This is a genomic window from Streptomyces sp. NBC_00273, assembly GCF_036178145.1.
In the GTDB taxonomy this organism is placed as follows: domain Bacteria; phylum Actinomycetota; class Actinomycetes; order Streptomycetales; family Streptomycetaceae; genus Streptomyces.
Genome location: NZ_CP108067.1, coordinates 4,975,064 through 4,988,541, shown reverse-complemented (window position 1 = coordinate 4,988,541; position 13,478 = coordinate 4,975,064). Strand labels below are relative to the sequence as shown.

The window sequence follows — 13,478 nt, the reverse complement described above, 5'->3', positions numbered from 1 at the left end:
CCCCGCCGGGGAATCCGGAGCCGCAGCGGACCGGGCCCCCTGCACCCGCGGGAGTTCAACCACTCAGGGTGACCCGCGCGAGGTCCCGTACGACCGCCGGCCGCGGCGCGTCGCCGGCGTCCTCGTACCGCGCGTACTCCTCGAACGCGTCGCCGAGCGCGGCGCGCGCCGCGCCCTCCACCCGGGCCGCGTCGGGACGCGCGTGGTCCGGCCCGCCGCGCACGGCGAGGGCCGCGGCCAGCAGCCGGGCCGCCTCCCGCGGCCGGTCCAGCCGGACCGCCTGGTCCGCGACGCCCACCAGCACCTGGGCGAGCGTCGGCGCGTGCCCGCAGGCCACGGCCAGCTCCAGCGCCTCGGCGCGGTGGGTGCGGGCGGCGGCCAACTCGCCGTCCGCCGCGTCCAGGTATCCGAGGGAGTCGAGCACCACCACCTCGAACACCGGGTGCACGGAGACCTCGCGGACCGCCTCCCTGGCCCGCGCCAGTTCGGCCCGGGCCGACGCCGGCTCGCCGTTCCAGCGCGCCAGGTCCGCCTTGCCGTGCGCCATCATGGCCAGTGCCTCGGGCCAGCCGGCCGCCACCGCGTCCCGCTCGGCCCGGTCCATCACCGCCGCGCTGCCCGCCGGGTCCCCGGCGAGCAGGCACAGCTGTGCCTGCCTGACCCAGGCGTACAGCCGGTCCTCGACGACGCCCAGTTCGCCGATCACCGCCACTGCCTCCTCGTAGTGGCCGATCGCCGCGCGGTGGTCGCCGAGCCGGGCCACCAGATCGGCCAGCAGCGTCAGCGCGAAGGAGGTCCCCCAGCGTTCCCCGAGCCCACGGAACCCGGCCAGGGCCGCCTCGATCGAGGCCCGTGCCCGTGCGGGCGGGCCGCCGGCCCCGAGCAGGGTCTTGGCGCCCTCCAGCCCGGCCTGCGCCCGGACCCAGGGGTCCTCGTCGGCCAGCAGCCCCGCCCACGCGTCCGACGGGGCCGCCCCGTCCCCGTCCCCGTCCGCACCGCGCAGCAGCCGCTCCAGCGGCTCCAGGAAGCGGACCACCGGATGCCGGCTCCCGCTGCGTCCGGCGAGCAGCATCCCCTGGCGGAGCAGTTCCCCGGTCCGCCGGTCGTCACCGAGTCCGGCCGTCGCGAAGAGCACCGCCAGTGCGCAGGCCACGGCGCGGGCCGCGTCGTCCCCGTCCGCCTCGTCGTGCCCAGCTGCCTCGTCGGCCTCGTCGGCCTCGTCGGCCTCGTCCGCCCCGTCCGGAACGGGCAACGCGAGGGCCCGAGCCGCCAGTTCGGCGCCTTCCGCCTTGTGCCCGCCGAGCCACCAGTACCACCCGGCCGCCGCCACCAGCCGTACGGCCGCCCGCGCGTCGCCCGCCGCGATCGCGCCGCGCAGCGCCGCGGCCAGGTTGTCGTGCTCCTCGGCGAGCCGTCCGAGCCACTCCAGCTGCTCCGCACGCCGCAGGTACGGGTCCGCGGTCCGGGCCAGCCCGGTGAAGTACGCGGCGTGCGCGCGGCGGAGCGCCTCCCGCTCACCGGCTTCTTCGAGCCGTTCCAGCCCGTACGCGCGGATCGTCTCCAACATCCGGTAGCGCCCGTCGCCCGCCGTCACCAGCAGGGACTTGTCGGTCAGCGAGGTGATCAGGTCGAGCACGTCGTACGCCTCGACCGGGCCGCCCGCGCAGACCCCCTCGGCCGACTCCACCGTGGCGCCGCCGGGGAAGGCGGCGAGCCTGCGCAGCAGGACCCGCTCGGCCTCCGTCAGCAGGTCCCAGCTCCAGTCGACCACCGCGCGCAGGGTCCGGTGCTGGCGCGGAGCCGTCCGCGCGCCGCCCGTCAGCAGCCGGAAGCGGTCGTCGAGCCGGGCCGCGAGCTGCTCGGCGCTCATCGTGCGCAGCCGGGCCGCCGCCAGTTCGACGGCCAGCGGCATTCCGTCGAGGGCCCGGCAGATCCGGGTCACGGCCGGGGCGTTCTCCTCGGTGACGGCGAAGCCGGAACGGGCCGCCGCCGCACGGTCGTTCAGCAGCCGCACCGCCGCGTACGACATGGCCCGCGCCGCGTCGGCGTCCCGGGGCGGGAGGGGCAGCGGACGCACCGACCACAGCGCCTCGCCGGTGAGGCCGAGCGGCTCCCGGCTGGTCGCGAGGATGCGCAGCCCCGGGCACGCGCCGAGCAGCCGGTCGGCCGTCCGGGCGGCCGCTTCGACCAGGTGCTCGCAGTTGTCGAGGACCAGCAGCGCGGTGCGGGTGCGCAGGGCCGCGGCGAGCCGGTCCAGCGGGTCGCCCGCGGCGGGCGCCTGGTCCCGCAGGCCCAGCGCGTTCAGGACGGCGGGCGCTACGTCGGCCTCCGCGCCCAGCGGTCCCAGTTCCACCAGCCAGACGCCGTCGGGGAAACGCGCGAGCAGGGGGCGGGCGCTCTGGACGGCCAGCCGGGTCTTTCCGGCGCCGCCGGGTCCTATGAGGGTGGTGAGCCGGAACCGGCCCATGAGGGACTCCACTTGACCGAGGTCCTCGTCCCGGCCCACGAAACTGGCCAGGCCGGCCCGTAGGTTGGTCGGTGGTGACGGCGGCGGTGGCGGCGCGTCGGGGCCCGGCGGCCGTTCGGCGGGCGCGGGCGGCGGCCCCGCGGGGACCTCGACCTGCCCGCGCAGTACGGCGGTGTGCAGGGCGGACAGTTCCGGGGAAGGATCCGCCCCGAGCTCCTCGGCGAGGGCCGCGCGCGCGTTCCCGTAGGCGGTGAGCGCCTCGGCGGGCCGTCCGGCGGCGACGAGGGCCCGCATCAGCGCCCCGACGAGCCCTTCCCGCAGGGGGTGTTCGGCGACGAGGGAAGCCAGCTCGCCGGTCAGCTCCCGGCCGCGTCCCACCCGTAGATCCGCCTCGATCCGGTCCTCCAGGGCCGTCATCCGCAGCTCCGACAGCCGGGTCACCGGGGCCCGGAAGGCCTCGGCGGTCGCGACGTCCAGCAGCGCCGGGCCGCGCCACAGCTCCAGGGCCTCGCGGAGCAGCCGCGCAGCGGCGGCGGGGTCCCGGGCCAGTGCCCCACGGCCCGCCGAGACCAGCCGTTCGAAGCGGACCACGTCCACCGCGTCGGGCTCGACGACCAGGCGGTACCCGGCCGGGTGCGCTTCCACCGCTGCGCCGGGCAGGGCCCGGCGCAGCCGGGACACCAGTGCCTGAAGGGCGTTGGTGGCGCCGGCCGGTGGAGCGTCCTGCCAGATCCCGTCGACCAGGAGCTCGGAGGCGACCACCCGCCCCGGTTCGAGCGCCAGCAGGATCAGCAGGGCCCGCAGGCGGGTACCCCCGACTCCGACGCCGCTTCCGTCCTCGCCCCGTACGTCCAGGGGCCCCAGCATCGAGATCCGCATGGCGACATTGTGCTGGGCCGTTCGGCGGCATTGCCATTCCATTGTCCGGCGCGGGTCATCGAGGACGGCCTCCGCAGGTGAATTGCGGACGGCCGTCCTGCGTGGTGCCGGGGCGGAGGGTGGGTCATTTGTCGGAGTAGCTGAAGTCCCCGACGGTCCAGGCGCTGACGTCCTTGACCGCGATCCGGTACATTCCGCCGGTCTCGGGGATGCCCAGGGTGCCCTGGAGGATGCGCGCCACGTGGAAATGAAGGTGCGAGGGCGTCCCGGCCTGCTGTCTGTCGCCGCGTCCGGGAGAGCTGAAGACCTCGGCGAACGGGCCCAGCTGGTCGGAGTCCCGCAGGACCTCGGCCACCCGCTGACGCCAGACGCTCTCGGGGGCGAGGCGGCCTGTGATGACGGCGCCGTGGACCACGACGGTCAGGGACATCTGATTGGTCTGCTCCGACTCGACCATGGCGGCGAGATCGAGGAGCAGGTCGTCAGGGATCGACATGGGCACGGACTCTAGCAAGCGCGCTCGCGTACCGGCCCGGCTTCTGTGGAGTGGCCTGTTCGGGGCGCCCCGGCACATCGGGACGGCCGAGGCCCGCACCCCAGGGTGCGGGCCTCGGCCGCGTCAGCGCGCCGACGCGGGCGTCGGCGTGGACCTCGAACGTCAGGCGTCGGGGGTCAGGCGGGAACGATGTTCTCGGCCTGCGGGCCCTTCTGGCCCTGGGTGACGTCGAAGGTAACCTTCTGGCCTTCCTGAAGCTCACGGAAGCCGGAAGAGGCGATGTTCGAGTAGTGGGCGAAGACGTCGGCGCCGCCGCCCTCCTGCTCGATGAAGCCGAAGCCCTTTTCCGCGTTGAACCACTTCACGGTGCCAGATGCCATATGAATTCTCCTTTGGGGCAGTGCCCGGATCCGCACTGTGCGGGCCCGGTGTCGCCGTGATGATTGGCCCGACCGGAATGAGTAGATTCCACTGCATGCACCGGAAATAAAAAGTGCGCCCACCGAAGGTCCGGTGAGAGCACTTGTAAGTTTTTGGGAACCACAACTGCAACGAACGTCACGTTAGCACAGCGGATGTCGGCGGCCGTGGAAATTCCGGCGTGCCCCACTCCTCATTCCGCGCCCGAGTGGCGGAAATGTGAAACGGAAAATCATATGAATGGCGGAACGTTTTTCGTGGTCCCCTTCCCGCCGTGGTGCCGCGGTGCCGCGGTGCCACCCGGAGGGCGATGTCCGGGACACCGCCCCTGGCGGGGCCGGCTCGGTTACCGTCGCTCAGGTACCCGCCGACCGGCGCGGGACCGGGGCCCGGCGCCCCGCATCCGTAGAGCAGGGAGTGCCCCGTGCCCCACGCAGTCGTCGACTACTCGGACTCGCTGACCGGTGCCTTCGACCGCCGGGCGTTCGCGCTCGAACTGCACGCGCTGGTGGTCGAGATCCTCGATACCGCGATCGGCAACTGCAAGACGCGCTTCCACCGGCTGGAGGAGTCCGTCGTGGGGGAAGGCACCGACGGCCGGGCGGTGGTCGTGCACGTCGAGATGGCCATCGCCCGGGGCCGCACGGCGCAGACCAAGTCGCACCTGACCCGTGCGGTGCTGGAGCTGGTGGAGCGCCACACGGCGAAGGCCGCCGGCCTGGAGGTCCACGCCTCCGTGGACGTGCGGGACCTGGGCGAGGCCTACACCAAGAGCGTGTCGACCCCTTGATGCACCCCGGTACGGCCCGAGCCGCCCCGACGGCGCCTACGCCCCGATGCGCAACAGCGCGAGCGTGATGTTGTCGGGGCCGCCGGCGTCGATGGCGGCCCGCCACAGCTCGAACGCGGCCCGGCCGTCGTCGTGCACCCGCAGCAGCCCCTCGATCTCCTCGGTCGGCACCGGGTCGGTCAGCCCGTCGCTGCACACCAGGTAGCGGTCGCCCTCGGCCACCGAGAAGGCCTCGATGTGGGGGGTGATCTCGTTGTACCCGCGGGTACCGCCGAGGACCTGGGTGACCGCCGAGGTGGTGCGGTGACCGGGGGTCGGCGGCGGGCTGTCGTCGACGCTGACCTGGTGCAGCCCGTCCTGCGCCGCGTGGAAGACCTTGCTGTCGCCGACGTTGAACATCAGCAGCGAATCCGCCAGGACGAGGGCGCCCGCGACCGTGGTCCCCATGGTGGCCAGCTCCGGCCGCCCCTCGGTAGCCGAGTACACGGCGCGGTTGCAGATGCTCAGCGCGTCACCGACGGCTTCCGGTCCGTCCAGCGTGGGCCCGAGCGAGGAGAGCTGGCGCACCACCAACTCGCTGGCGATCTCGCCGGCCGGCTGGCCGCCGAGGCCGTCGGCGACCGCGACGACGAGCGGCCTGCCGAAGGGGAAGACCAGGGTCTGCGGATTCTGGGTCACGGTCCCGCACAGGGTCCACGGTCCGATGACGAGGCTGTCCTCGTTGTGCTCGCGCACCAGCCCGACGTGACTCAGGGCGGTCACAGCTATGTACGGCACCTCGACGTCCCGCCTCTCGGCCATCGCTACGGCTACGGCTTTGGCGACAGCAACGGCTACGGCGACGGCAGCGCAACGGCACGCGCGTCCGTCCCCACCATTGTCGCGCCGCTCCGGCATGCGGGCTCCGGCGCGCCGGAGCACCCTGGTCGTGGAGCCGCCTGTTCCCCGACCGGCGGCCCTGCGAGGAAGGACTGCCGCAGATGTTCGCGAGGCTGAGCACCTACCAGGGATCACCGGTCCCCGCGGAGGGAGACGTGAGCGCGAATTCGGAGGCGATTGTCAGGCAGGTCCAGGACGTTCCCGGATTCCGGGGCGTCTACTACCTCGTCGACCGGGCCACGGGCGTGGCCAAATCGCTGACCTTGTGGGACGACGAACGGACCATGTTGGACAGCGAGGAGCAGGCCGCCCGGATCCGCGAGCAGACCGCTCAGCGGGAGGGCCAGCGGATCGTCTCGGTCGAACGTTTCGAGGTGGGCTTCAGCCACCTGCAGCCGTAGTACGAAGCAGCGTGGAACGACGTGATGCACGAGGAGCGATGGCCATGGGCAAGCTCTCGATCGACCAGTTGCGAGAACGGGTACGCGGGGCGGTCGTCACCCCGGACGACGAGTCCTACGACGAGGCGCGCAAGGTCCACAACGCCATGATCGACCGGAGGCCGGCGGCCGTCGTGCACTGCGCGAACGCGGGGGACGTCATGGCCGCGGTCGACTTCGCCCGCGATAACGGGCTCGACCTCGCGGTGCGCGGCGGCGGGCACAGTGTCCCCGGTTTCGGCACCTGCGACCGCGGCGTGGTGGCCGATCTGTCCGGGATGCGCGGCGTCCGCGTCGACGCCGCGGGGCGCACGGCCCGCGCGGAGGGCGGGGCGACGTGGGGCGACTTCAACGCGGCCACGTACGCCTTCGGGCTGGCCACGACCGGCGGGATCATCTCCACCACCGGCATCGGCGGCCTCACTCTGGGCGGCGGCATCGGCTACCTGGCCCGCGGACTGGGCCTGAGCTGCGACAACCTGGTTTCGGCCGATGTGGTGACCGCGGACGGCCGGCTCGTGGTGGCGAGCGAGGAGGAGAACGCCGACCTCTTCTGGGCGCTGCGCGGCGGTGGCGGCAACTTCGGCGCCGTGACCTCGTTCGAGTTCCGGCTGAGCCCCGTCAAGGACGTCTACGGCGGACCGATGCTCTTCGAGCTGGAGGACGCTCCCACCGTGCTGCGTTCCTTCGCCGACCACATCGCCGACGCGCCGGAGGAACTCGGCGGCTTCCCGGCCTTCCAGATAGCCCCGCCGCTCCCGTTCATCCCGGAGGACCGGCACGGTGACACCTTCGCGCTGATCGTGGCGTGCTGGTCCGGGCCGCTCGACGAGGGGGAGCGTGCCGTCCAGGCCTTCCGGGACTTCGCGCCGGTGGTCGCCGAGCACGTGGGCCCGATGCCCTACCCGGCGCTCAACAGCGCCTTCGACGCGCTCGTACCGCCCGGCCTCCAGCACTACTGGAAGGCCAACTTCGTGACCGAGCTGACCGACGACGTGATCGACGCGCACCTGCGGCACGCACCGGGCCTGCCCGCCGTGAACTCGACGGTGCACATCTACCCGATCAACGGCGCCTGCCACCGCGTCGCACCGGACGCGACGGCCTTCGCCTACCGGGACGCCTCGTTCGCCACGGTGATCGCCGGCATGTGGCCCGACCCCGCCATCAACGAGTCCGCGACCGCCTGGGTGCGCGACTACTACGAGGCGACCGCCCCGCACTCGGAGGAGGGCGGCTACATCAACTTCATGGCCGACGACGACCAGGACCGGATCCGGACCAACTACAAGGGCAACTACGACCGACTGGTCGCGGTCAAGCGCGCCTACGACCCGGAGAACCTGTTCCACCTGAACCAGAACATCCGGCCCTAGGCCCGGTCGGCCGGCACTGGGCCGCGCGGAGCGGTGCGGATGCGGAGTCATCCTTCATCTGCATATTTTTGCCGGGTGTACCGGAAAGTCCGGTACACCCGGTTCGTCAGATTGAGGAAGGCCCCCATGAAGCGTTTCCCGGTGATCGGTGTGCTCTGCGTCGGCGCGATTCTCGGCCTCTCCGCGTGCTCCGACGACAGCAGTTCGCCCGCGGAGGAGGCCTCCGAGGCCGCAGCGGACCTCTGCACCGACCTGAATGCCCTCAAGGCCGACAACGCCAAGCTGAAGGCCCTCGACCCCGCCAATGCGACCAAGGACCAGGTCAAGGACGCCTACGAGGCCGTCCAGAAGGACTGGGCCAACGTCAAGGAGAACGCGAACCAGCTGAAGGACGCGGAGCGCGCCGCGGTCCAGTCCGCCGCCGAGAACCTCAAGAAGAGCTACCAGGACCTGCCCGGCGACACGACCGGCAAGGACGCGCGCACCCAGTTGCAGCCGCAGATCGAGCAGTTGGACCAGGCCGCCGCGGCCGCCTCCACGGGCCTGCGCTGCTGACGGCCGGTCGGCCGACCGCACGGGGAAGGACTCCGCCCGACATCCCGGGCGGAGTCCTCCCCGTCTGCGGCCGGCTACGTCGCGGCGGGCTCGGCGAGTGCGGCACGCTTCGCGGGTACGGCGGGCAGCTCGGGGATCGGGGGCCCCACGGGCAACAGCTCGGTGACCACGAAGGCGACCACGGACGCGATGATCACGACGGGGATCATCGCGGTGCCGCCGAGCATCAGGACCACCATCACCACGCTGCTCACGGGCAGCCGCAGCGCGCTGGCGGCGGTCGCCGCCATGCCCGCTCCCATCGCGGGCACGATGCCGAGACCGGGCAGCGGCCCGAGCAGGACGCCCGCCACGGCGCCGAGGCACAGGGCCGGGAAGACCGGACCGCCGCGCAGGCTGCCGAGGCAGATGGCGTAGCCGACGCCCTTGAAGAGGAGGATGCCGATCAGCGCACCCACGCCCCAGGCGTGCGGGTCGGCGGCCAGCCTGCCGATCAGTGCCTGGCCCGACCCGGTGACGTCGGCGGGGGTGAGACCGGTGATGAGCGCGTAGAGGCTGGCGCAGGCCGCGGCGCCCAGCGCGCACTGGACGGTCCGCAGGAGGGGTCGTTCGAGGACGTACGCGGCGATCACGCGCGCGCCGGTCAGCACCGGGTGCAGGGCGAGGGCCAGGGCCGCGGCGATGAGCACCGCCCAGAACACGTCCGGCACGTCCAGGTGGGGCACGGGTACGCCCAGTTCGAGCTTCAGGCTCCCGATCGGCAGCCCGGTCCAGCGTCCGAGGCCCGTGAAGACCAGGTCCCCGACCCCGGCGGACAGCAGGGACGGCAGCATCACCGCGAACAGCTGCGGCCCGCCCACGCCCGCCACCTCGATCAGCAGCACCGCGGCGATCAGCGGATTCCCGAAGATCGTGGCGATGGCCGCCGCGGCTCCCGCCGCGCCCACGAGCGCGGTGCCCTGCGGGGTCACCGGTGCCTGTGCGAGGTTGCGGAAGAGCAGGGCCAACCCGCCGCCGAGGGCGATCAGAGGAGCCTCCGGACCCAGGATCGCGCCGAGCGGCAGACTCGCGACCGCCGCGATGATGACGCCGGGCAGGGCGCCGGCCGAGGCCCCGCCGGTGTGCAGGCCGCCCGCGGGGAGGTGGCCGCCGTTGCCGCGCATGTGCGGGACGACCAGGCCGACCACGACACCGGCGACGAGCAGCAGGGGCAGCGGCCACCACCAGGGCGGGGCGTCCCAGCCCAGGGCCTCGGGGAGGTCCGTCCACATCGCGTGTTCCATCTTGTGCAGCGCGGCGAGGAACCAGAACGACGCGAGGGACACCGGGATGCTGATGAGGGCGCAGAAGAACAGCAACTTGAGGTAACCGGGGCTGCGGAGGGTCTGCCTCAGGACGTCGGCCTCCTGCGGCTGCGTTCCGCCGGGGGGCGGCTGCGATCGAGGGCGCGACTGCGGCATGGCTCACTTCCTTTCCGCTTCCTCGATGGTCCACCTCGGGGGCGCACTTCGCCGCTCAGGGCCCGTCGTCCGGATCCGGGGTCTGCGAACTGCGCCTGGTCATGCCGATTTTGATCGCGCCGACGAGTGCTTTGGCGATCACCCCGATGAGGATCAGGTCGGCGACCATCTGCGAGGTGACCAGCACCCGGCTGCCCTGGTCGGTCGCGACGATGTCTCCGTATCCCACGGTGGCGAACGTGGTGATCGTGAAGTAGAGGGCGTCCGTGCGGGTCAGCGGCTCCGAGAAAGAAGCGGGGTCCTGCTCGCCGAGCAGGTAGTACGTCGCGGAGAACAGCAACAGGAACAGCGGTACGCCGGTGGCCATCGCCTCCAGGGCGCGCATCCGCGGGAACTGCGCATGGGAGACGGCGGTGATCTGCCAGGCCGTCAGCAGCCCGAACACCGCCAGGCCGACCACGAGCGTCAGGACGGTGCCGATGCCGAACCCGCCCTCCAGGGGCGCCACGTAGTAGAGCGCCGTGAGGAGGGCGACCGAGAGCACCGAGCGCAGGAGGTGGCCCAGCAGGACGCGTCGGCGCTGGTCGGCTGCGTTGCGTTCCATGCCTTCAGGAGAACGGCCCGGAGCCCGGCGCGCGACCGGAGCCGGTCCTCCGCATGCGGACCGCCGGGGTCGCCTGTATGAATGAAGGACCACGGGCATGATCGGAGTCGAGCATGGACGACTACCCGCTTCTCAACTTCTTCTGGACGATGCTGTGGTTCTTCGTGTGGGTCATGTGGTTCTTCCTCCTCTTCAAGGTCATCACGGACATCTTCCGTGACCACACCCTTGGCGGCTGGGGGAAGGCGGGCTGGCTCATCCTCGTGCTGGTGCTGCCGTTCCTGGGCATCTTCGTGTACCTGATCGCCCGCGGGCGCAGCATGCACGAACGGGACCGCACGCAGGCGCAGGAGCAGCAGGCGGCCTTCCGCGCGTACGTGCAGCAGACGGCCGGGGCCGGGTCGGGCTCGGCGGACGAGCTGCACAAACTCTCCGCCCTCAAGGACAAGGGCGACATCACCCAGGAGGAATTCGACCGGGCCAAGGCCAAGATCCTGGCCTGAGCGGCAGCGGCAGCGGTGGTCGGGTGGTCCGGTGGTCCGGTCGTTCGGTGGTTCGGTTGTCGATAATCCGCGACGGATCGATTCTCGTTACCCTGGCGGACATGACGGCCATGGCACCCACGCGCACCGAACCGGACCTGTCCTTCCTCCTGGACCACACCAGTCACGTGCTGCGCACGCAGATGAGCGCGCGGCTCGGGGAGATCGGACTCACCCCGCGGATGCACTGCGTGCTCGTCCACGCCCTGGAGGAGGAGCGCACCCAGGCGCAGCTCGCCGAGATCGGCGACATGGACAAGACCACGATGGTGGTGACCGTCGACGCGCTGGAGAAGGCCGGTCTCGCCGAGCGCCGGCCCTCCAGCACCGACCGGCGGGCCCGGGTCATCGCGGTGACCGAGGCGGGGGCGGAGGTCGCGAAGGAGAGTCAGAAGATCGTCGACCAGGTCCACCAGGGCGCGCTCGGCGCCCTGCCCGAGGACGAGCGCGAGGTGCTGCTGCGGGCATTGAACCGGCTGGTCACGGGGCATCTGGAGACTCCCGTCGAGGGTCCGCGGCCGGCCCGGCGGGCGCGCCAGAAGGGGTAGTCGGGAGCGGTGCCCCAGCGATAGATCTATAGATCTGTAAAAGATAGTCTGCAACAAAACTATCTGTTACGGTCCTTCCTGTTGCCTCCAACGACAGGAGAGACCGCCGTGTCCGCCACCGCTACCGCCCCCTCCCCTTCCGCTCCCCCTTCGCGTTCGCGCCGGCTCGCCCTCGGCGTGTTGGCCACCGGAATGCTGATGACGATCCTCGACGGCAGCATCGTCACGGTCGCGATGCCGGCCATCCAGGGCGACCTCGGCTTCACCCCGGTCGGGCTGAGCTGGGTCGTCAACGCCTATCTCATCGCCTTCGGTTCGCTGCTCCTGCTCGCCGGCCGTCTCGGCGACCTGATCGGCCGCAAGCGGATGTTCCTGGCGGGCACCGGGGTGTTCACCGCCGCCTCGCTGCTGGCCGGGCTCGCCGCCTCGCCCGAGGTCCTGATCGCGGCCCGGTTCCTCCAGGGCGCCGGCAGCGCGATGGCCTCCGCCGTCAGCCTCGGCATCCTCGTCACCCTCTTCACGGAGCCGCGCGAACGGGCCCGCGCCATCGGGGTGTTCAGCTTCACCGGCGCGGCCGGCGCCTCGATCGGGCAGGTCCTCGGCGGTGTCCTCACCGACGCGCTGACCTGGAACTGGATCTTCTTCATCAACCTGCCCATCGGCATCGCGGTGCTCCTCGTCGCCCTCCCGGCCCTGCCCGACGACCGGGGTCTGGGCCTGCGGGCGGGCGCGGACGCCCTCGGCGCGCTGCTCGTCACGTCCGGTCTGATGCTCGGGATCTACACGGTCGTCAAGATCGAGACGTACGGGGCGACTTCGGCCCGCACCATCGGGTCCGGCGCCCTCGCGCTCGCCCTGCTCGCCGGCTTCCTCGTCCGCCAGGCCACGGCCCGCAACCCGCTCGTGCCGCTGCGCGTCTTCCGCTCGCGCAGCGTCCTCGGCGCCAACCTGGTCCAGATGCTGATGGTCGCCGCGCTGTTCTCCTTCCAGATCCTCGTCGCGCTCTACATGCAGAACGTGCTCGGGTACTCCGCGTCCGGGACCGGTCTCGCGATGCTGCCGGCCGCCGCCGTGATCGGACTGGTCTCGCTCACCGTCTCGGCCCGCCTGAACTCCCGCTTCGGCGAGCGCACGGTCCTGCTGGCCGGTCTGGTCCTGCTGGTCGGCGTACTCGTCCTGCTGACGCGCGTACCCGGTCAGGCCGAGCGGGCGGACTACCTCACCGACCTGCTGCCCGTGATGCTCCTGGCCGCCGGATTCGGCCTCGCCCTCCCCGCGCTGACTTCGCTGGGCATGTCCGGTGCGAAGGAGGCCGACGCGGGCCTGGCCTCCGGGCTCTTCAACACCACCCAACAGATCGGCATGGCGCTGGGCATCGCGGTCCTCTCCACCCTGGCCGCCTCCCGCACCGAATCCCTCACCGCGGCGGGTGCTCCCGTCCCCGAGGCGCTGACCGGCGGCTACCACCTGGCCTTCGCGGTCGGCGCCGCCCTGATCCTGGTCGCTCTGGGCATCGCCGGCACCGTACTGCGCGGCCCGGTGGGTTCCCCGCGGCCGGTCACGGTCGAGCCGCAGACCCGTCCCGCGGCTCGGTGAGGTTGCGGGTCATGCGCTCCAGGACGGTGACGGCGGTGACGTACTCCTCGCGGGTGATCCCCTTCGCCGACAGTTCGCGGAAGTCGGCCACGCGACGGGCCACCTCGCCGAGGCGGGCGCGGCCGTCGTCGGTCAGGGCGAGGCCCTCCGGCCGCGGGCGGATCACCCAGCCGCCGGTGAGCAGCGAGGCGACGGCCGAGTGCAGCGCGGCGGTGTCGGCGCCCACGGCCAGGGCGGTCTGGACAGCGGAATCGGTGGCCTTCGGGTCGTCCTTGACGGCATTGAGCACCTGCCAGCCGAGCCGGGTGAGGCCGAAGTCGGCCAGCGCGGCGTCCATCGACGCGGTCAGGGCCTGGTCCGTGCGGTTGAGCCAGTAGCCGATGGGCTTCATGTCCTGCTCCTTCGGAAGGTCGGTGGGCGAGCGGG

At 72.2% G+C, this 13,478-nt stretch carries 14 protein-coding genes; 7 read left to right on the top strand and 7 right to left on the bottom strand.

The genetic code is table 11. The annotated features are described in order from the left end of the window. Window positions 1-55: 55 nt before the first annotated feature. The 3 genes from OG386_RS21795 to OG386_RS21785 all read right to left on the bottom strand — a co-directional run bounded on the left by OG386_RS21795 (window position 56) and on the right by OG386_RS21785 (window position 4,222). Window positions 56-3,346, bottom strand: coding sequence for an AfsR/SARP family transcriptional regulator (locus tag OG386_RS21795; RefSeq protein WP_328789543.1), 3,291 nt, complete (start codon window positions 3,344-3,346; stop codon window positions 56-58). A 124-nt stretch (window positions 3,347-3,470) separates the two neighbouring features. Beyond that, entirely contained in the window at window positions 3,471-3,842 is a 372-nt protein-coding gene (locus OG386_RS21790) for a hypothetical protein (RefSeq protein ID WP_266594631.1), read from the bottom strand. Between the two features lie 176 nt (window positions 3,843-4,018). Continuing rightward, window positions 4,019-4,222: a cold-shock protein gene (locus OG386_RS21785; protein ID WP_030011983.1), complete on the bottom strand. Its 204-nt coding sequence runs from the start codon at window positions 4,220-4,222 to the stop codon at window positions 4,019-4,021. Between the two features lie 464 nt (window positions 4,223-4,686). Between OG386_RS21785 and OG386_RS21780 the strand changes: the two genes are divergently transcribed. Next, complete coding sequence (locus OG386_RS21780) at window positions 4,687-5,052, top strand: 5-carboxymethyl-2-hydroxymuconate Delta-isomerase (RefSeq protein ID WP_328789542.1); 366 nt, start codon at window positions 4,687-4,689, stop codon at window positions 5,050-5,052. Window positions 5,053-5,088: 36 nt separating this feature from the next. On the opposite strand, the gene OG386_RS21775 is transcribed toward OG386_RS21780, so the two are convergent. Then, window positions 5,089-5,829 carry a PP2C family protein-serine/threonine phosphatase gene (locus tag OG386_RS21775; protein ID WP_266602503.1) on the bottom strand — a complete coding sequence of 247 codons (741 nt, stop codon included), beginning with the start codon at window positions 5,827-5,829 and terminating at the stop codon, window positions 5,089-5,091. A gap of 257 nt (window positions 5,830-6,086) precedes the next feature. Between OG386_RS21775 and OG386_RS21770 the strand changes: the two genes are divergently transcribed. From OG386_RS21770 to OG386_RS21760, 3 genes are all read left to right on the top strand, one after another. Beyond that, window positions 6,087-6,332, top strand: a complete 246-nt coding sequence (locus OG386_RS21770) for a hypothetical protein (RefSeq protein ID WP_328789541.1) — start codon at window positions 6,087-6,089, stop codon at window positions 6,330-6,332. Window positions 6,333-6,376: 44 nt separating this feature from the next. Next, a complete protein-coding gene (locus OG386_RS21765; RefSeq protein ID WP_328789540.1) occupies window positions 6,377-7,747 on the top strand; it encodes an FAD-binding oxidoreductase in 1,371 nt (456 codons plus the stop codon). Between the two features lie 126 nt (window positions 7,748-7,873). Then, window positions 7,874-8,302 (top strand): hypothetical protein, encoded by a 429-nt coding sequence (locus tag OG386_RS21760; RefSeq protein ID WP_328789539.1) that lies wholly within the window; start codon window positions 7,874-7,876, stop codon window positions 8,300-8,302. A 74-nt stretch (window positions 8,303-8,376) separates the two neighbouring features. Here OG386_RS21760 and OG386_RS21755 read toward each other — a convergent pair whose 3' ends face one another. Further along, window positions 8,377-9,762, bottom strand: coding sequence for a chloride channel protein (locus OG386_RS21755; RefSeq protein WP_328789538.1), 1,386 nt, complete (start codon window positions 9,760-9,762; stop codon window positions 8,377-8,379). A 55-nt stretch (window positions 9,763-9,817) separates the two neighbouring features. Next, a complete protein-coding gene (locus OG386_RS21750) occupies window positions 9,818-10,366 on the bottom strand; it encodes a potassium channel family protein (protein ID WP_328789537.1) in 549 nt (182 codons plus the stop codon). 113 nt (window positions 10,367-10,479) lie between these two features. Here OG386_RS21750 and OG386_RS21745 point away from each other — a divergent pair, with 113 nt between their 5' ends. From OG386_RS21745 to OG386_RS21735, 3 genes are all read left to right on the top strand, one after another. Next, window positions 10,480-10,869: an SHOCT domain-containing protein gene (locus OG386_RS21745; RefSeq protein WP_328789536.1), complete on the top strand. Its 390-nt coding sequence runs from the start codon at window positions 10,480-10,482 to the stop codon at window positions 10,867-10,869. Window positions 10,870-10,970: 101 nt separating this feature from the next. Beyond that, the gene (locus OG386_RS21740) at window positions 10,971-11,456 is read left to right on the top strand and encodes a MarR family winged helix-turn-helix transcriptional regulator (RefSeq protein WP_328789535.1); all 486 of its coding nucleotides are present in this window, start codon (window positions 10,971-10,973) and stop codon (window positions 11,454-11,456) included. 108 nt (window positions 11,457-11,564) lie between these two features. Further along, entirely contained in the window at window positions 11,565-13,052 is a 1,488-nt protein-coding gene (locus OG386_RS21735) for an MFS transporter (protein WP_328789534.1), read from the top strand. On the opposite strand, the gene OG386_RS21730 is transcribed toward OG386_RS21735, so the two are convergent. Then, window positions 13,015-13,443, bottom strand: coding sequence for a MarR family winged helix-turn-helix transcriptional regulator (locus OG386_RS21730; RefSeq protein WP_328789533.1), 429 nt, complete (start codon window positions 13,441-13,443; stop codon window positions 13,015-13,017). The genes OG386_RS21735 and OG386_RS21730 overlap by 38 nt on opposite strands. Between the last annotated feature and the right edge of the window lie 35 nt (window positions 13,444-13,478).

Bases quoted from the DNA above. Each gene is read 5' to 3' on its own strand.
- OG386_RS21795 (WP_328789543.1), bottom strand. From the start codon at position 3,346: ATGCGGATCTCGATGCTGGGGCCCCTGGACGTACGGGGCGAGGACGGA.
- OG386_RS21790 (WP_266594631.1), bottom strand. From the start codon at position 3,842: ATGTCGATCCCTGACGACCTGCTCCTCGATCTCGCCGCCATGGTCGAG.
- OG386_RS21785 (WP_030011983.1), bottom strand. From the start codon at position 4,222: ATGGCATCTGGCACCGTGAAGTGGTTCAACGCGGAAAAGGGCTTCGGC.
- OG386_RS21765 (WP_328789540.1), top strand. From the start codon at position 6,377: ATGGGCAAGCTCTCGATCGACCAGTTGCGAGAACGGGTACGCGGGGCG.
- OG386_RS21760 (WP_328789539.1), top strand. From the start codon at position 7,874: ATGAAGCGTTTCCCGGTGATCGGTGTGCTCTGCGTCGGCGCGATTCTC.
- OG386_RS21755 (WP_328789538.1), bottom strand. From the start codon at position 9,762: ATGCCGCAGTCGCGCCCTCGATCGCAGCCGCCCCCCGGCGGAACGCAG.
- OG386_RS21750 (WP_328789537.1), bottom strand. From the start codon at position 10,366: ATGGAACGCAACGCAGCCGACCAGCGCCGACGCGTCCTGCTGGGCCAC.
- OG386_RS21745 (WP_328789536.1), top strand. From the start codon at position 10,480: ATGGACGACTACCCGCTTCTCAACTTCTTCTGGACGATGCTGTGGTTC.
- OG386_RS21740 (WP_328789535.1), top strand. From the start codon at position 10,971: ATGACGGCCATGGCACCCACGCGCACCGAACCGGACCTGTCCTTCCTC.
- OG386_RS21730 (WP_328789533.1), bottom strand. From the start codon at position 13,443: ATGAAGCCCATCGGCTACTGGCTCAACCGCACGGACCAGGCCCTGACC.